Source organism: Paenibacillus sp. T2-29 (genome assembly GCF_052921365.1).
Window position 1 is genome coordinate 64618 of record NZ_JBREVE010000014.1, and the last position, 19141, is coordinate 83758.

14 protein-coding genes and 2 riboswitches are annotated in these 19141 nt (G+C 43.7%); of the genes, 10 read left to right on the forward strand and 4 right to left on the reverse strand.

All coding sequences use genetic code 11. From position 1 onward, the window contains the following. Positions 1-13: 13 nt before the first annotated feature. Positions 14-1261 (forward strand): stalk domain-containing protein, encoded by a 1248-nt coding sequence (locus ACU1JV_RS25655; RefSeq protein ID WP_413987388.1) that lies wholly within the window; start codon positions 14-16, stop codon positions 1259-1261. A 96-nt stretch (positions 1262-1357) separates the two neighbouring features. On the opposite strand, the gene ACU1JV_RS25660 is transcribed toward ACU1JV_RS25655, so the two are convergent. Then, positions 1358-1741, reverse strand: a complete 384-nt coding sequence (locus tag ACU1JV_RS25660; protein ID WP_013369064.1) for a winged helix-turn-helix transcriptional regulator — start codon at positions 1739-1741, stop codon at positions 1358-1360. A 187-nt stretch (positions 1742-1928) separates the two neighbouring features. Between ACU1JV_RS25660 and ACU1JV_RS25665 the strand changes: the two genes are divergently transcribed. Together ACU1JV_RS25665 and ACU1JV_RS25670 are read left to right on the forward strand one after the other, a co-directional pair. Further along, positions 1929-2603 carry an NAD(P)H-dependent oxidoreductase gene (locus ACU1JV_RS25665; RefSeq protein ID WP_413987387.1) on the forward strand — a complete coding sequence of 225 codons (675 nt, stop codon included), beginning with the start codon at positions 1929-1931 and terminating at the stop codon, positions 2601-2603. A 200-nt stretch (positions 2604-2803) separates the two neighbouring features. After that, positions 2804-3955: a response regulator gene (locus tag ACU1JV_RS25670; protein WP_413987386.1), complete on the forward strand. Its 1152-nt coding sequence runs from the start codon at positions 2804-2806 to the stop codon at positions 3953-3955. Between the two features lie 108 nt (positions 3956-4063). On the opposite strand, the gene ACU1JV_RS25675 is transcribed toward ACU1JV_RS25670, so the two are convergent. Together ACU1JV_RS25675 and ACU1JV_RS25680 are read right to left on the reverse strand one after the other, a co-directional pair. Continuing rightward, the gene (locus tag ACU1JV_RS25675; protein ID WP_413987385.1) at positions 4064-7126 is read right to left on the reverse strand and encodes a hybrid sensor histidine kinase/response regulator; all 3063 of its coding nucleotides are present in this window, start codon (positions 7124-7126) and stop codon (positions 4064-4066) included. A gap of 141 nt (positions 7127-7267) precedes the next feature. Continuing rightward, entirely contained in the window at positions 7268-8524 is a 1257-nt protein-coding gene (locus ACU1JV_RS25680; protein ID WP_413987533.1) for a DUF445 domain-containing protein, read from the reverse strand. A 721-nt stretch (positions 8525-9245) separates the two neighbouring features. Between ACU1JV_RS25680 and ACU1JV_RS25685 the strand changes: the two genes are divergently transcribed. The 5 genes from ACU1JV_RS25685 (at position 9246) to ACU1JV_RS25705 (ending at position 16669) form a co-directional block, all read left to right on the forward strand. Beyond that, positions 9246-9983: a helix-turn-helix transcriptional regulator gene (locus tag ACU1JV_RS25685; RefSeq protein ID WP_434954352.1), complete on the forward strand. Its 738-nt coding sequence runs from the start codon at positions 9246-9248 to the stop codon at positions 9981-9983. Positions 9984-10090: 107 nt separating this feature from the next. Then, positions 10091-10169: riboswitch (cyclic di-GMP riboswitch) on the forward strand. A 40-nt stretch (positions 10170-10209) separates the two neighbouring features. Next, positions 10210-10291, forward strand: a riboswitch (cyclic di-GMP riboswitch). 12 nt (positions 10292-10303) lie between these two features. Further along, positions 10304-11113 carry a transglutaminase-like domain-containing protein gene (locus ACU1JV_RS25690; protein ID WP_165083803.1) on the forward strand — a complete coding sequence of 270 codons (810 nt, stop codon included), beginning with the start codon at positions 10304-10306 and terminating at the stop codon, positions 11111-11113. 359 nt (positions 11114-11472) lie between these two features. Next, entirely contained in the window at positions 11473-15084 is a 3612-nt protein-coding gene (locus ACU1JV_RS25695) for a collagen binding domain-containing protein (protein ID WP_413987384.1), read from the forward strand. A 106-nt stretch (positions 15085-15190) separates the two neighbouring features. After that, complete coding sequence (locus ACU1JV_RS25700) at positions 15191-15841, forward strand: class D sortase (protein ID WP_231124515.1); 651 nt, start codon at positions 15191-15193, stop codon at positions 15839-15841. A 51-nt stretch (positions 15842-15892) separates the two neighbouring features. Continuing rightward, on the forward strand, positions 15893-16669 hold the full coding sequence (locus ACU1JV_RS25705; protein ID WP_413987383.1) for a GGDEF domain-containing protein: 777 nt from the start codon (positions 15893-15895) through the stop codon (positions 16667-16669). A gap of 7 nt (positions 16670-16676) precedes the next feature. On the opposite strand, the gene ACU1JV_RS25710 is transcribed toward ACU1JV_RS25705, so the two are convergent. Next, positions 16677-17141: a cupin domain-containing protein gene (locus ACU1JV_RS25710; RefSeq protein WP_013369054.1), complete on the reverse strand. Its 465-nt coding sequence runs from the start codon at positions 17139-17141 to the stop codon at positions 16677-16679. A gap of 329 nt (positions 17142-17470) precedes the next feature. Between ACU1JV_RS25710 and ACU1JV_RS25715 the strand changes: the two genes are divergently transcribed. Next, positions 17471-18208, forward strand: coding sequence for an amino acid ABC transporter ATP-binding protein (locus tag ACU1JV_RS25715; RefSeq protein ID WP_017427181.1), 738 nt, complete (start codon positions 17471-17473; stop codon positions 18206-18208). A 45-nt stretch (positions 18209-18253) separates the two neighbouring features. Then, positions 18254-19084 (forward strand): transporter substrate-binding domain-containing protein, encoded by an 831-nt coding sequence (locus tag ACU1JV_RS25720; RefSeq protein WP_413987382.1) that lies wholly within the window; start codon positions 18254-18256, stop codon positions 19082-19084. The last annotated feature ends 57 nt before the right edge of the window (positions 19085-19141 follow it).

Genomic DNA, 19141 nt, shown 5'->3' on the forward strand with positions numbered 1-19141 from the left:
AGGAGATCATAGGATGAAAATCGTAAATAAGGCTCTGTTATCTAGCGTTATCTTTCTGAGTACCGCAGCGGGCATCTATAGTCCCTTGGCACAAGCGGAGGCGGGTAAGGTCAGCATCATGCTGGACGGATATCCATTGCCGTTCCCTGTACAGCCTGCCATGATGAACGGCACGACGATGGTTCCCTTTCGCGCTATTTCTGAGGCTCTGGGCATTACAGTGAAATGGGATCAAGCCAACCAAAGCATCACCGCTACCAAAGCGCAAGGCAATGCAACCAAGCAGGTGGTTCTCAAAATGGGGAGCCGCAATGCCACAGTAGATGGACAAACGGTTCAATTAACTGCATCACCGCAAACCGTACGCGGCAGCACGATGATTCCGCTGGGCTTTTTCGGGCAACAGTTTGGAGCCACAGTGAACTGGAACCAGGGAACACGGACGGTCTCTATCACATCGCCACGTGAAGCTATGTACACTGTAGGCTTCTATGCACTGTCTTCCTTTGACCAAAAATCCAAAATACCGAATTTTAATGCCGTTGCCTTCGGCTGGAGCCGAATTGATACGAACGGACAGTTCACAATGACCGGCAAAGAATATAAATGGCCTCAAGCTGCTGGAGCTGTAACTCCCGAGTCTATTCTACAGGAGGCAGATAGCCAGGGGACCTCCCCTTACCTGATGGTTTATTCTGTCGACGGTAATCATGAGCTAACCAAGATTTTGGAAAACGCGCAGCTTCAAGAACAGACCATTTCCCAAATCGTCAGCACTGCCACCGATAAGCAGTTCAAGGGCATTACGTTAGATCTTGAAGGATTAGGCTGGAGCGGCGATAAGGCCAAAGCTCGCTCCGATTACAACGCCTTTATTAAAAAGTTATCAGCCAAAGCGCATCAAGCCGGGCTCAAGCTTACCGTCGTTCTGCATCCGCTGAATAGCTCTTACACTGGCTATGATTACAAGACGCTGGGCAATCTGGCGGACGATCTGATCATCATGGCCTATGATTACGGACAAAAATCTACGCCTGAGCCACTGGATAAAGTGGATGAAGCCATAAAGCTGGCGTTGAAGGAAACCTCGCGGGACAAGCTCATTTTGGGAATTTCAATGGGTAGCGAAAAAGACAGTACCGTTAACGCCAAGATCGGTTTAGCCAAACGTTATGACCTCAAGGGAATCGCCATCTGGCGTCTGGGTATTATTGGAGAAACGGCCTGGGCGAAGATGAACGAATCGATCGAGTTTAAATAGTGTCCATTTTGTAAAAGGAATCCGTCCTTATTCCGCCCGCTAATGATTTTCATGTGTTTTCTATGAAATCATCGGTGGGCTTTTCTCATGTCTATCTTAGCAAAAATGCTTGCCTGACTTGGAAATTGTCTCCACAGGCTCGCATCCCTGTTCTCCGTAGAAGATCCCCCAGTCTCTCATAAAATCCAGCAACGGTCTTAACGTATCTCCCAACGGGGTAAGCGAGTATTCCACACGCGGTGGGTTCTCGTTATAAATTTCACGGTGCACAATGCCATCACGCTCCAATTCGCGCAACTGCAAGGTTAGCATCCGCTGTGTAATATTAGGCAAGGTCCGTCGAATTTCATTATAGCGCCGCGGTCCTGTGGTCAAATGATATAAAATGACTCCCTTCCACTTGCCTCCAATCACCCCGACAGTTTTGGCTACCGGACATCCAAAATTAACGCTAACTGTATGTTCCATCTCCTGTGCCATGTATTCCCCTTCTTTCTACAGGATGTAGGCTAATAGCCTCAGACCTATAACAAGGAACAAATATGTGCGTACTTGTTCCCTACAAAAACTTTCTATATGATAACTATATATTCGATATTAGCTCTCATTATAGTAGCAGAAAACCCATAGAGTACCAACTAAACCCATATCAAAAGGAGTACATTTTATGTCCAATACATCAGCTAAAAAGCGGGAAATTCTGGATGCCTTTTTATTCAGACATGCCACGAAGGAATTCGCCCCCGATCGCATCATACCTGAGGAGGATTTTCAATTTATTCTCGAAACCGGACGACTTTCCCCAAGCTCCGTAGGATTTGAACCGTGGCAGTTTGTGGTCGTACAAAATCAGGCATTGAGAGAAAAGCTGGCGGCGGTTTCCAGTGGTGGTCAAAAGCAAATTCCTGCGGCCAGCCACGTCGTTCTGATTTTGGCACGTAAGGATGTTCGTTATGATTCTCCTTACGTGGAGTACATGTATAAAGAGGTTAAGGGGATGTCTGACGAAGACTTTGCCTCCCTACCAGGCCGCTATAAGATTTTCCAAGGTGAAAACCAACGTCTGCTGGAAAACGAACGCACGTTATTTGACTGGGCCTCCAAGCAAACCTATATTGCCTTAGGCAATATGATGACAGCGGCAGCTCAGATCGGCATCGATTCCTGCCCGATTGAAGGCTTTAACTATGATCAGGTACATGCCATTTTAGAGGAAGAAGGATTGCTTGAGAACGGGCTGCTGGATATTTCAGTCATAGCCGCCTTCGGTTATCGTGCTCATGAACCCAAGCGGGAAAAATCCAGACAACCCCTGGAGAAGGTCACACGCTGGGTCCTGTAAATATTCGTCCAATACTGTTAGTCAATCTTTAAGTTTGACACAATTTGAACAGGCGGGCTTGCGATCACTCATCTTAACGATGGCCCATCGCAGCCCGCCTCTTTATTTAAATTTTTTTCTTCTACAACTGTTTGCTTATAGCCGTAGTCAAGTTATCCTATATAATAAGATGTATCTGCCTACAAAGGAGTACAGTACACGTGGAAAGATCAGAGATATTGACAAGGATTGTTATTGTCGATGATGAAGAGTTAGCTTTGGATTATATGAAGCGTCTGCTTGGCGAGTTACAAGGCATACATATTGCAGGAGCTTTTACGAATCCATTCGTGGCTAAGGACTATATTCTACTTGATGATATAGATATAGCTTTTTTGGATGTAAGACTTCCAGGGATCAGCGGAATTGAATTAGCACATCAAATTTTGGAGCACAAGCCCCATATTCAGATCGTTTTTGTTACAGCTTACGATAAGTACGCTATTCAGGCCTTCGAGCTTAACGCACTGGATTATCTGCTCAAGCCGGTCACGACAGAACGCCTTATCAAAACCATGAATCGCATTCTGAAGCGTGACGATCAAGCTGCCTCCATGCCTGAGAATCAGCCTTCTGTTCTCCAGTTACAGGTTTTTCAATATGTCGTCTTTACATTACCGGATCAGCAACCCACTGTTATTCAGTGGAGGACTAAAAAGACCCAGGAGTTGTTTTTGTACTTGCTCCAGAATCATGACCAATGGGTTCGCAAATCAGCCTTGATTGAATTACTATGGCCAGAATATGAAGAAGATAAGGCCTACTCTCTTTTATATACAGCCGCTTATTACATTAGAAAAACGATAGCGCCGTATCATTCCTTTTTAGAGATTTCCAATACTAATGGCGGTTATATTTTGCACACGCAAAACGTTCTGTTAGATACAGAAAGATGGGAGTCTCTCCTGGCATCCGCTCCACAGATGAACAAGGAATCAATCCCATATTATGTAAAAATGATGGAACTTTACAAAGGGGACTATTTACAAGAATATGATTTTTGGTGGGTTGAAAGTGAACGCCAAAGGCTGCATAAAATGTGGTTATCCGTATCATTAAAAATGGCAGAATGGTATAGAGGGAACTCCCAGCCTGAAGAGGCGATCTCTATTTATGAGGGCATCTGTAGTCGTCACCCCCAAGAAGAGGAAGCCTACTGGGGATTAATGAAGACTTATGCTGAGATGAATAAAAATAGCTTAGTGATCAAATGGTATGATTTATTATCATCCGTCTTATGGGAAGAGCTTCATGAGAAGCCCAATGAACAAATTACAAATTGGTTTAAAGAGTGGCAAATGGCTCATGCCTAATTTCACGACTGGGAATCCTTCTCCGTACCCGTAGAGTCCCCATTAGAAGCGTCACTTACTTCGCCTCGTTCTGTATAGAGGACCTACGGGACAGAGATATTATGTTCCTTATCTTTGTACCTGGGGAACATGGAAGCTTACCGTTGTACCCTGGTTGGGAAGACTGCTAATAGATAATCCTTTACCGTATACTTGCTTCAAACGTCGATCTGTATTCCGTAATCCAATCCCGCTATCCTGTTCTTGATGAGGACTCAGCAGACGGTCCAGTTCCTCTTGACTCATGCCCACACCATCATCAATGATCGCTATTTCTGTTCCATCCTCCCGCTGCTGAATACGAATACACAATGTTCCTCCATCTATCCGATTCATGATACCATGCCTGATTGCATTTTCTGCAAGTGGCTGAATCGATAACGGTGGCAATAGCAAGTTTATCTGTTCGTCTACTTCCCATACAATATCTAGTCTATTGCCAAAGCGTTCCTTCTCTATATAAAGATAAGATTTCAGGAGAGCAAGCTCATATTCCAGTGATACGACTCTATCCAGATTTTGAGGGTTAAAGCTTGATCTTAAATATTTGCCGAATTCCTCAATAAGATTCACCATTCTGGTGTGATCCACATGACTTAAAGATGCAATGGTATTCAAGGTGTTAAACAAAAAATGAGGTTTGATTTGTGCCTGTAACCACGCAGCCTCCATCCAAAGCCTCTCCCTTGCGGACTTTTTAACATCAGTCAAGGCACGGACCCTTGATTTTAATTCCATGGAATCCACAGGCTTCATAATATAATCGTTGGCCCCTGCAAGAAATCCCGTATATAAGTCCTCCTGCTGACTACGTGCAGTCAACAGCAACACAGGCAGCTCGGAAATGCTAAAGTATTCCCTCACACGCCGAGTTAACTCATAACCCGACATTTGGGGCATCATGACATCGGCTATTATTAAATCCCATTCCCGATGATCCAGCCTATGCAAGGCATCCTGGGCACTGGTTACAGTGACAAGGTCGTAAGGCTCCGACTCCGAGGCGAGAATGCCCTCTAACACCCTTAAATTGACCGGATCATCATCTACTGCGAGTATGGCAGATCGTGCAGAGCCTGCTGCAACTTGCATCACAGCTTCGTTCTGTAGAGCTATAAAATTAGTATCTGCTTCTTCATCCATACATACCTGCTCGTTATCTCGTGATTCGTCTGGGGTAGGTGAGGGATCGAGCGGTAGTGTGAAAGAAAAGGTTGAGCCTTGACCAAGTTCAGAACTTACACTCAAAGATCCTCCATGAAGCTCCACCAATTGCTTGCTGATACTCAACCCAAGTCCAAGCCCATCCCCAATAACCGTCAAATGAGAATTTCCTTGTTCATATGGACGAAATATTCGCTTTTGCGTCTCCTCATCTATCCCAACGCCAGTGTCACGCACCTGAATACTGGCCATTTCGCCTTGGATGTGTGCGTGAACGGAAATAGTCCCCTCAGCAGTATGTTTAACAGCATTGTGAAGGAGATTGAACAGGATTTGGATTACTCGGTTTTCATCCGCTAATACATTCGGAAAATCAGCAGGGATGTTAACTACCATGTTTAAAGGTTTCCCATCTGTCATGAATTGAAGCATATCCAATACACCCGAGGCTACAGCCTTGGGCTTCAGGCTTCTTTTTTCCAGAATAATATCCTTTTCACGTAGACGTGTAACATCCAGCAAATCATTCAATAATAAGGACATACGGCGGCCGACCGTAACAAGCAATTGCATGTTTCTCCTGTTGGGTTCATCCAGGGCGCCGCCCCGGTTCTCCAGCACAGTCTGTGCTATATTGATCATCCCATGCAGTGGATTTCGCAGCTCATGAGAGGTGTTGGCTAAAAATTCATTTTTCACCTGATCAGCGCGCTGCAATCTGTCCGACAGCCTTCTCAGTTCAGCATTCGTATTAAAAAATCGTTTGAACCAATAGGATGCAAATGCCACAAAAGCCAGCACAATATCCCAAGGGTAATAGGGGAGGTCATTCGTCTTGAAAATGCCCCACAGCATGCTGGATGCGATGCTAATGGATGCTAGCAACAGAAAAATAGCCTCTTTTTGCCCTCTGAATGTTCTAAGAAAAGCAAGGGAGGGAACTGTAGCACATAGAGTAATAGCCGGTAATGCGATAAGAACCATAAGAAATGCATACAGGCTGGATGCAGGTGCAAGTAACACCAAAATCGCAAAACAACAGTGGCCTATAAAAACAATCTGAATGATTCGGGATCGAACCAACAGAGACTGCGCCAGCTTCAGTACACACATGCCTATTCCAATGTAGGAAAGGGTGGTTATCTTTAACGAAAGACCCAGATTAATGGGGAACCAGTCCAATAAAAGCTTGTCATCGTCTGTCAGGATGGATAATACCGTGCAGATTACAATTCCCGCAAAATACAGAAGCGCCTTCTTTTGTGGATTCATAAAAAATATAACGACTATATATAATCCGTGAAGCAGCAAAATAATACATACCATAATCTGCATTGCGATCGTGAAGTTGGTTCGGCTATTCACAGCATCCGCGCTTCCAAAAATGATAGGCTTCATAATTCCTCCACTAGCAGAGAAATCAAAATTGGATACTTGGATGACAATCTCAATGGTCTGCCTGTTCGCATCAAACATAGCAGAGAATGGAACAGTCGATCCTATATGCTGTTCGACCTTGCTAGAGACCTGACCACTATGACTAATTAAACGACCGTTCACAAATATGTTGGATGCCGTACTGATTTTTCCAATCCGAAGTCCGTATAGAGTGTCCTCAGACCTGTCACTCAAAATAAGCAGCCGATAGGTTCCAACACCATATGCCTTATGATCCACAGGAGATACTGACTCACTCCATAATCCTGGTACCTGAATGGTCTGGCGCTGCTTCTGCATAAGTAAGGATTTCAGTTCGGCAGGAGAAGATAAAGTTCCAGGATAAAATTCCCACTCCCCATTTAATGGCAGGGTCTTTATCTCCTGCAGATTCAAGCCCCTCAGATCCAGAATTCCCGCCTTGGCCCGGGGATAATCCTGATTGTGGTAATAATCAAACCACAATAAACGCAAGCCGATAATCACGATCAGAAATGACAGCGTAATTAAAAAAAAGTTCTGCTTATTCATCTACTGGTGATCCGGCACCATATATCAACGTACCGTTGCCGGGCTCTCATCTGAACCAGCAGCATTAGATGGTGACCAATCCTCATAGTTTCACAACCTTATCTACACAAATTTCATTTATCGTTCCTCAGATTGTCCGTGCTACTCAAGCAACATACGAACCCCAGTAAGCACAATTCCAATCAGAAAACCTGTAAGCGCACCGTTAATCCGAATCCATTGTAAATCCTGCCCCAGCTTGTCCTCCATTAAAGCGATCAGTGAGGTATCATCCATTCGATTTACATTTTCTCGAACCAGATTACCAATTTGGCTATGGTTTGCTTCCACTACTCCGGTAACACCTGCTACGATCCACGAATTGATCTTGTCCAGCAGCTCCGTATTTCTCCATAAATCAGACAGCATTTGATCCAGCAAAGGTACAATGTACACCGTTACATAACTGGCATCTTCCATGTAATCCAGCAGATTACGACGAAGCTCTTCGAGCTTATCGGATATAGCTGCATCACCTTCCCAAGAATCAATAAAGGTGTTTTTCCAGTGATTTAGCCCCTCCCTGACCGTATCTTTGGCTGCCAGATGAATCAGCTGTGTGTTGAACCCATCCAGGACGGCCTGACGACGCGGATGTCCTTCATCTCGAAGCTCCGCTACGCGGTCCAGCAAAAAGTGACGAATCATCTCGCCCATACGCTCCTCATTCAAATAGCCAAGGAAAGCGTTCAGGGCAAACTGCATAAGCCCGCTGACCTGCAAGCCGCTAACAGCCTGCATCCCCAAGGTGCCTAGCGTAACCCCGGTGTCTGACCGCATTAGCCAGGACTCCGTCTGCTCCAGCGCATAATCCAACGCCCGTTGGTCATACTTTCGCTCGCCAGCTTGCCGGGCGAGCACCTCTAGCAATGGTCCTATATCGAATTCAGTCGCCTGTCGCTTAACCCCGATTGCGATGGCCGGGGCCAGCTCTGCCAGCGGAATCGAACGGACAAGTTGCTTGGCAAGAACATCTATAAAAGTAACCGCTTCGGGCGTACGTATTCCTTTTTCCACACTTTTCAGCACCAGCTCTGCCAGTCTAATCTCGGCAATTTTAGATGCAATACTTTCTTTATGAAGCAAATTATTCTCGACCGTGTTAACCAAGGCATCGGTCAGCTTTCCCCGATTTTTAGGGAGAAGCGCTGTGTGTGGAATCGGAATGCCCAGCGGATGACGGAATAACGCGGTTACGGCAAACCAGTCTGCCAACCCTCCTACAAGTCCGGCTTCAAAAGATCCGGCCAAAAGACGGGCCCAGCCAAATTGTTGAAAAGGTAACGTAGCAGCAAAGCCCGCTCCCATCATAACAAGTGACCAAGCTGCTGCGGTTTTTGTGTTTTTTGTTTTTCCCATCATGTAGTCCTCCAAACTAACAGTAAAATTTGTTTCATTACATCTGTAGTACCATCATATCATTGCCTGTGCAGATACCAAAGGTAACCATACTCTATTGTCAACAAATTGCATGATATTTAAAATTTGCACATTAGCTTAAATTGAGTTCGCATAACCACACTTATCCATACATTTTCGTGAACAAAATCACAACAATTAAGTTACAACTATTTTCTAACAAAATGAGCCCTTTGAATCATTTTGTCGAATTATGGTCCCATTTTTCTTGCAACCTAAAGGATAAATGCCTCAAAAAGTGGAATTGCAAGATTACGATATATTCATTGAGGAAATTAATTATTTCCAACCTCATTCTTTATTCCATCAATTTAAGGAATAAATTCCAGAATGACCTTATCCTTTTCAAATAGGTGCCTTCTGGTTAATTTTGTTATATGATGTATAACCCCAAATCGATACATGAATATACTTTAATGTGATAAAATAACCTTTGTAAATGGGAACTCCGGTTCTAAAAGGATATTCATGAAACAAACTACAATTGTCTTACTAAAATTGTTCTTTTGTAAAGGAATTGGATATGACAACAAACCAAAAAAATGCCCAGTATGTCTGGAGCGATGATCCAGTTGCAATTATATGTACACCCTCTGCTTTTGCTAAAAAATCCCTCTTTTATATACAGGAAATAGGCTATTTCAAAACAGATGCTTATGTAATGGAACGGCAAAAGCTCACCTCTTTTTTGCTCCTTTTTACTCTGTCTGGGAGAGGGGAATTACAATACCGGGGCAAGGATTATATATTGAAACCTCATGATATGCTTTTTATTAATTGCGAAGAATATGTACAGTACAAAACTTCCTGTCAGAAGACATGGGAGTTTATTAGTGTGAATCTATATGGCAATCTTATTGACCATTTCTACGAACAATTCGATAAACACAATAAGCCCGTAATCTCACTAAAGGATTCAAGTACAGTACTGGACAAGCTGCGCACCTTATTACATGTACAGCCAGAACGAAGCTTATCATCTGAGCTGCTCTCATCCAGGATAATCGTTGACTTGTTAACGATTATTTTACAGCACCCTTACACCAATCCCAATGCAAATTCAGATGGAACTGCAGAGGTGCGCAAGGTAAAGCAATATCTGGATCAATCCTATTGTGAGCGGATCACGCTGGATTCGCTAGCAGAAATGTTTGGTCTAAACAAGTTCAACCTGGCTAAAAACTTTAAAAAACAGATTGGCTTTTCCCCTATTGAGTATCTTATTAATGTTCGTATCACGGCTGCTCAAAGCTGGCTTAAAACTAGTGATGTAGCTATTGTGGACATCGCACAATATGTGGGCATTCCCAACACAAGTCATTTTATCAATCTGTTCAAAGAGCACATTGGAGAAACGCCTCATTCCTATCGCAAAAAATGGGGAAACCGTATAAAATAGGTCTTATGTATAATCTGCAAGCTTTCTTTGTCGATAAATAGCGAAAATCTGAGATTTAAACTTGCCTAATAGAGTACCTAACTGATAGAATAATAGTACAAGCTATTCAGGATAAATGGCAAACTTGTCGAAAGGCAAGGACGCAAAGCTACAGGGCCTTCTGTATGATGGCAGCCAGCTACCGGTTGAAGTGGCTTTTTGTCGTGCTTATTTTTCCCGAAAACTTTATACGAAATGGCAAACCTGTCGAAAGGCAGGGACGCAAAGCTATAGGGCCTTCTATTGATGATGGCAGCCTGGCCACCGAAAGGAAGTTTTTTATGGGGAAAATGATACTTTCCACACTTCTCCTATTTTTCATGCTGTCCGCAATTCTCTTAAATTCGACAATTTACGCTGCTGATAGTGTTGCATGGTTGGACCAAAACAATGTAAATCATGGGACGGTCAGTGTGCGCTACCCTGTTAAACCTAACGTTAAAACCAAGATTTTGGTTACCAAAGATGCACAAAAATACTCTTATAATTTAACACCCGGGAAATCCGAAGAAGTATTTCCTCTCCAAATGGGTAATGGGAACTATAACATCAGTATTTTAGAACAGCTTAGTGGTAATCAATATAAAGTGATAGGACAAGATACGATCGAGTTAAAGCTAAACGATAGCAAAGCGGTGTATCTTAATTCCGTTCAAAATATTAACTGGAGTAGTACTAATCAAGCGATTCAAAAAGCCCGTGAGTTAACCCAAGGTGCAACAACGGATCGCGAGAAGCTGCAAAAAATCTATGACTACGTAATTAGTCATATCAAGTATGACTCCAATCAGGCCTTTGCCTTAACGACTGACTATCTGCCACAAATTGATCATACGCTAAGCTCTCAAAAAGATATTTGTTATGGTTATGCTTCACTGATGGCTGCTATGTTACGAAGTGTAGATGTACCAACCAAGCTGGTTATGGGCAAATCTTCCTACGTGGACACTTATCATGCCTGGAATGAGGTCTACATCGATAATCAGTGGGTGGTCGTAGACACTACAGTAGATGCAGCACTGTATATGGGTAAACAGAAATTCGAAATGGTCAAAGATCCCTCCAAATACATTAAAACAAAGCAATATTAATATCAATGTTTTTAATTCATATTTTTTAAAAAATGAAAAAATAGAACTACATTTCTTGAAGAGCCTTGATCACATGATCAAGGCTCTTTTTCTATCCTTGTTGAGAAATTGTTGAGATGTGGCATGTATTCTAGTCCAGGAAGACAATGAGATTTCCAACCATTATCTAATTTCGAGTCAAAAGGAGGAGGTTCATCCCGAACATGAATTTTCATAAATTCTGAACAAGTAATTAATGCGGCTAACATAGCATCATATGAATGAATGATGAATATATAAATACAGTTCTCTCGACCTCGAAGGAATAACCATTAGCCGTTAAATAAGAGTATTTTAAGAATAGGAGATTTGTTTACCGTATGAGAAAAAAATGGAATACAGCAACGGTTGCGCTATTGCTCTTTTTGCAGTGTTTGTTCAGCACAACACAAGCTTATGCACAAAATCCCGACTCTACTCTGCCAGTGACCCCAGGAACCGATCCGGTTCAGAGTGTGACTAACGATGTTTATCCAATGCCCTCAGAGCCAATTAACATCCCACCTGCTGTCCCGGCTCCAGTCCCTGAACCAACTGCTGGCTCAACTTCTGAAGTTAGGGCAACTCAAGAAAGTATTTTAACCAAGCTAACCCTTACAGATTCTACTGGAAGTGTTATTGATGCAGTGTATAATCCCGATAGCCGTATTGATATTGGTTCCGCCATCCATTTAGGCTATGAATGGGAACTGCCGAACCATACGTATAAAGCTGGAGACACCTTTACCTTTCAATTACCTGAGCAATTCCAAATTTACACAGATATTACGTCTCCTTTGACGAATACAGATGGAGAAGTAGGTCATTTTACCGTAGACCGTCAAGGTAAAGTGGTTATGACATTTAATGATTACGTAGAAAGCCACTCTAATGTCAGCGGTAAGCTAGAGATCAAAACTGAATTTAGCACACAAATAGAAAAAGGCAGTACACAAGTTATTATTGCGATCCCGATCAAAGGCGGCGAGCAAACGGCTATCGTAAATATTAAGCCTGCAGCTGGTCCTACAATGGAGAAACAAGGAAAGTTTGATGGAAAAGACCAAATTCATTGGACAGTTGACGTAAATAAACACTTGGATCCTATCAAACACGCTGTAGTAACCGACCCAACTCCCCAAGGACTAGAACTAGTCAAGGACTCCATCCGGGTAAACCATTTACAAATTAGTGTGAACGGAACCACCGTGCTGGGGGACACTGTTAGCGCAGATAAGTATACAGTAGAGGCTGATCCGGTTGTGCCGGGCTTCAGAATCCGTTTTAACGAGGAGAGTATTAACAGCGCCTACCGAATTCAATACTCCACAAACATAACAAGCGAGGATACTCGTTTCTCCAACACAGCCACTTTTTCAGGGGACGATGTGAAGGATACCTCCGCAACAGCTACAGTCACTGTTCAACGCGGGGATTTTTTAGGCAAAAAAGTGGAGAAATACGACCCAGTCACACAAACGATCTCATGGGCAATCAAATATAATTTTGCCAACAAAAAAATTCCCGCAGCTAAAGCCGCGTTAAGTGACCGTTTTAATAACAGCCAACAACTCATCATAAATTCACTTAAAGTGTATAAAGGGGATACACAGGATGAGCTCCCTGCATCCCAATACAGCGTCACTCCAGTTACTGACGATCATGGTACCAATGGTTTCAATCTGCTTTTCAATACGGATATTGAAGCCCCATATACCATCCGTTATCAAACAAAGGCTATAGATCGTGTAGTTAAAAATAGTAAAATAACGAACAGTGTAACTTCTGATGGGGTAACAAAAGAAACAACCACCGAACTGAAAAGTATAATTATCACCAAAGGCTATAAGGAACCGAACTATAACACCAAAACAATTCCTTGGGTCATTTCTATTAATGCGGATAAGTATACAATGGATCAAATCGTTATCGACGATGCCTTTCCGAATGGCGGTCTGGCCTTATTGCCGAACACATTGAAGATCCAAAGCGCGGACGGAAAAACAACACTAACATCACCGACAGACTACGAACTGATCCCTCTTACGCTGGATTACAAAAAAGGGTTCACTATACGTTTTCATAAAAAGATTCAAGACACGTATACTATCAACTATACAACTACCTTTAACAATGAATGGAAAATCGACAAAACCAAGCCGGACTTTTGGAATAAAGCCTCTATCACTTGGTTATACAACGGAACAACACAAACTGCTGAGGCCGAAGCTCGATTATGGCCGGACAATATGACCCAGCAAAATGGGGCGAAGTCAGGTAGTTACAATGCCAGCTCCAAGCAAATTACATGGGACATTAAGGCCAACTATAACCGCAAAACTCTGAATCATGCTGAAATTAGGGATACCTTGTTACAAGGGCAAAAACTGGTCCCAAATTCAGTTAAAGTGTACGATATGACCCTGCTCGGGTGGTGGAATGGCGTACAAAAAGGGGGCGAAGTGCCTTCGAGCCAATATACTCTGGTTTTACCTTCCGCCGCTAACAACAACGAGCTGAGCATCCAGTTTAACCAGTCCATCAACTCTCCTTACTGGGTTACTTTCCAAACAACATTGGAAGGAGAGCTTATTGATAAAGAGATTAACAATAACGCTCTGCTTATGGATGGAAAAAATGTAGATTCGGAATGGACTGCCAAAGTGACTGTGCCCCACGGTGGAGAATACGTGACAAAGTCCGGTGCTCAGAATGGAAATAAAATCGACTGGAACATCCATATCAATGAAGGGCAATCCCATGTCTCCAACGCGAAGATCGTGGATACGCCCAGCAATAATCAAATTCTGATTGAAGATTCCTTTCATCTATACTCCACCAAAGTGTCTGCCAACGGAGAAGCTGTTAGGGACACTGAGTTAGTCAAGGATCAGGATTATAAGCTAAAAATAACAACGACTGCTCAAGGTCAGCAATCCTTTGAGCTTGCCTTTGCGAAGGCTATATCATCAAGTTATATTTTGCAATATCAATCCTTTCTTCAAGCTGAAGACAAGGCAAAAGTGAGCAATAAGGTTAATTTCGAGGGCGACCGTTTGACCACCGAAATCAGGGAAACAAGTAAGGAAATTACCGTGCGCACATCCTCTGGTTCAGGATCAGGAGGAGGAGTTACGGGAAGTCTGGAGATTACCAAAGTTGATGAGGACGATCACAATAAGGTTCTATCCGGGGCACGTTTTGCACTCTATGACAAGAATCAGAAAAGAGCACCTCTTGTCCAAACTACCAATTCGGACGGGAAAATCGTATTTTCTTCATTGAGTTATGATGACTACATCCTGGAGGAGCTTACTGCTCCTGAAGGCTACAAAATAACAGCGCCAAAAACAGAAATCAAAATAGATACAACTATCAAACAAAGTTCAGGCATTAAACAAATTGTAATCACCAACAAAAAAGACACTCCTGTTGATCCGGGTCCGGGTACACCTACTGATCCAGGTACGCCTACAAACCCAGGTACGCCTACCGATCCGGGTACACCTACGAGTCCGGGCTCAGGCAAAAAACATGATAAGGACCCTGAAATAACTGAACCTCCGGCGACGCCTGTTACGCCCGTAACAACCGAAGATCCGAAAATTATCGAGGATGAGGATGTTCCGTTGGGCGTTCCGGTTATTGAACAGCCACCTGTAGAACCAGAGGCGCAACCATCCACTGAACCAGGGGTGCAACCTGAGACACCGGAAGCCGATCCTCACCAGGAGCCTTCTCCGCCCGTGAAGATTGAAGAAGACCCAGTACCTAAGGGTGTAATCCGCCTACCAGCAGAAAAACCAGAGAATCCAAGTGATCCGGGTCATACACCCAAGGTGGATACTTTGCCAAAGACAGGAGAAAACAGTCCTGCTCCCTTCTATGTAAGTGGCATGTTCTTAATTCTTCTGGGTGCCTATCTGGGTTATAGACGAACGCATAAAAAATAAATAACATTTTATAATCAAAAATCCCCCTTCTCAGCTCATCACTAGCGAGAAGGGGAATTATTTTACATGTCCGATCTATGGATTACTGTATTAGGAGGCTTTTCAATTGCGTAAGCTGGCATACGTGAGCATCATGTTAGGAATCATCATCATGTTATTTCCTACCGCTAATGAATGGTTGGAAGATCAAAAGCAAAAAGAGCTATTACAGGAAGCTGAATCATTATCAAATACAGATACATCGACACTGACTCCCGAAATGATGAAAGGATATACAAATTTATCCAATTGGCTGACAAATACTGCAGCAGCGGATGGGCCACAATTGTCACAAGCCACTCCCCCATCGTCGGCTTCAGAGCAAGCCCCAATCGCTACAATCCAGATTGATCGTATCGGGCTGGAACTTCCTGTACTCGAAGGTGCAACCCAACAGCATATGAGATATGCAGCCGTACATATGTCGGAAACTGCGACACTCGGCCAGGTGGGGAATGCTGCCATAGCCGCTCATCGCTCACGAACAACTGGACGTTTATTTAACCGGCTTAATGAGGTGAAAATCGGAGATCAGATTCTAATTCACACTCGGGGTGAAAAATACGTATACAAGGTCTACAACATTTCAGTCGTCACTCCTTCAAATGTCTCCGTTTTAAAAAGCATCAAGAAACAAAAGCTTCTCACACTAATTACCTGTGACCCTCTTGTAAATCCGACACATCGACTCATCGTTCATGCCAGACAACTAACCTAATGCCGCTAATAGAAGCGGAATAACCTATAAACTATATTGGTGGTGACCCCATTGGGTATATCTTTAACAGCCTTACTTCTAATCGGTCTAACTTTGGCGCTGTGGATATATACGTTAATTTTTTTACATTCTGTGATGATGGAAAGAAATTTGCTGCGGAAACTTGCCTATCAGGACCCTGTAACGGGTCTATTCAATCGGAATGCACTTGAGCTATTTTGGAAACGAAGCAACGGCAAGGAAGGCTTTGCTATTATGTATCTTGATCTGGATGGATTCAAAGCCATTAATGACACATATGGACATCAAATCGGTGATAAGTTGCTCAGACGGGTAAGCGATCATTTACTCCAGGTAACAAACTCCCATCAGAAAGCTTTTCGAATCGGTGGTGACGAATTTCTACTCATTATGAAGGATTATGATGCCGATCAGGTCACAGTTCTGGCAGAACTGCTGCTGCAAAGAATCAGCGTTCCTTATAACATCCAGGGAATCAATCTTCAAGTTACAGGTAGCATCGGGATTACTATGCATCCTTCTCCGAAGAAGCCCCTGCCTTCTTTACTGAAAGAGGCCGATATCGCCATGTACCAAGCGAAAGGAATGGGGAGAAACCGCTATGCTGTATACCAGAGGATCAAACAGAGGTCAAACTTCAGATCGTATGGTACTGCACGAGTGATAAAGTTTGCAGCTGGTTTTCGAAAAAAAAACAAAGATCCAAAGTATACAACAAATGGCAACTCTCTAACACTAACAAAAATACCCGTAACAACAAATCAGGCGGGTAAGGTCCTGTTTATCCAGGATTATACCCGCCGATAAAATACTCCTACTCCACCTTACCCTTGGCAATCAGCTTGAAATCATCAAAGTGGAATCCTGGTGCAACAACACAGGTTACCAGCACAGGCTCATCCCCCAGCGGACGTGCCGTTTGCCATACAGTTCCTGGTACGAGTGCTTGTGGATGTTGTCCTGCCTCCACATCTGCACCAACGATAATGACCGTTTCTTCGCCAGGTTCTTCTCCGCTTCCACCCAATTTTAACTCTATAGGGCTTCCACTATGGTACAACCACAGCTCGTCAGAATGGACCACATGCCACTCGGAGAACTCACCCGGATGCAGCAAGAAATACGTAGACGAAGCTGCAAAGCGCGGACCGGAATACACATCCGGCAGTACAGGCTTCGGAATTTGAAAATTGGCCTTCCACATCTCTTTGTACCAGCCGCCTTCTGGATGGGGCTCCATGCCCAATGCCGTGACTAGCGGTGAAATAGCTTTCGTCATTGTCTATCCTTCCTTTACCCTAAATTCCTTCTTCCCTACTGTAAAACATAGCGCTGCTTTTGTCACGTTTCTCCCTCTGCATGTCGAGGTTTCATAGTTTATGTCAAACTAAATAACATTAAATTGTGGATATATATTCATTTTCATCATATAAATAACAAATAACTAGTATAAAAACAGCCAAAAACACTTTTCACGTAAAGTTTATTGACATAAAATCTTGTTTTTTATTGTAAGCTTATAGTATCATGAGAGAAATTTCGAAATTCTAATAGAACTGCATCTTGTCATTCCGTCTACTAAGCGATGTATTCAAGTCAAAAAAAGGGGTGAGCTCTCTGATCCATTTTCGCAATGTCAACAAGCATTACGGTCACTTTCATGTACTTAAAGACATCAATCTTCAGATTAAGGAGGGCGAGGTCGTTGTCATCATCGGTCCCTCCGGCTCAGGTAAAAGCACCCTGCTTCGCTGCATCAATCGTCTGGAAACGATATCTGATGGGGAGCTAATCGTTAACGATGTCCCCGTGCATGACAAAAAGATTGATATTAACGCCTTCCGTCGCAATATCGGGATGGTATTTCAACATTTCAACCTGTATCCCCACAAAAAGGTGATTGAGAACATTGTACTGGCACCGATGAAGGTACTGGGCATCCCGAAAGAAGAAGCTATTCAAACTGCCCTCACCTATCTGAAGCGTGTCGGAATTGAAGAAAAGGCACAGAGCTACCCCGCCCAATTGTCCGGTGGACAGCAGCAGCGGGTTGCAATTGCCCGTGGACTCGCAATGAATCCGAAAATTATGCTGTTTGACGAGCCGACTTCAGCTCTGGACCCCGAAACGATCGGAGAGGTGCTGGATGTCATGCGCTCGCTTGCCCATCAAGGCATCACGATGGTCATCGTCACTCATGAAATGGGCTTTGCTCGTGAAGTGGCTGACCGCGTGATTTTTATGGACAAAGGACAGATCTTGGAAGACAGCCAGCCTGCTGAGTTTTTTCAGAATCCGGGTGAAGAACGGGCTCGTTTGTTCCTGAGCCGTCTGATTCATCATTAAACGGACTATTATTAATGGAATAAAAATTGAAAGGGGATCATTTTGATGAGAAAAAGATTTCAGTGGAGTACTTTGGTGCTGGTTGTATTATCCTGTCTGCTCGTCTTGGCAGGTTGTGGAGGCAAACAAGAAGCAGCAACGTCGGGGAATGAGGCAGCAGCTCCCAACGGGCTGGAAGCCATCAAACAGCGTGGCAAACTGGTCGTTGGGGTGAAGTACGACACCAAGTTATTCGGACTAAAAGATCCGGCTAGCGGGAAAGTCGAGGGCTTTGATATCGACATCGCCAAGGCTGTAGCCAAGCATATTTTTGGTGATGAAACCAAGCTCGAACTCAAGGAAGTCACGTCCAAAACACGAATCACCTTACTGCAAAATGGGGACATCGACGCTATTATCGCCACGATGACCATTTCGGATGAACGCAAAAAACAGGTCGATTTCAGCGATGTCTACTTTAATGCAGGGCAATCCCTACTCGTGAAAAAAGGAAGCCCGATCACCGGTCTGGAGTCCCTGACCCCCGATACCAAGGTACTCGCTGTTAAAGGCTCTACCTCCGCAAAAAATATCCGCGAAAAAGCGCCCAAAGCAACGATTTTAGAGTTCGAAAACTATCAAGATGCCTTCAACGCCCTCAAGGCAGGTAAAGGGCAAGCGCTGACGACCGATAACTCTATTCTGCTTGGCATGCAACAGCAAGATCCGAATTATACCCTAGTAGGCGGGAACTTCACAGAGGAACCTTACGGTATTGCAGTGAAAAAGGGTCAGACCGAACTACTGCAAGCCATTAATGATACGATCAAGGAACTGAAAAGCAATGGTGAATACGATAAGCTGCATGAGCAATGGCTTGGGGTTAAACCCGAATAATGATCTTGTGAAGGAGCCGCGATTGCGCGCTCCTTCCTTTCTTAGCTCTGGATAAGG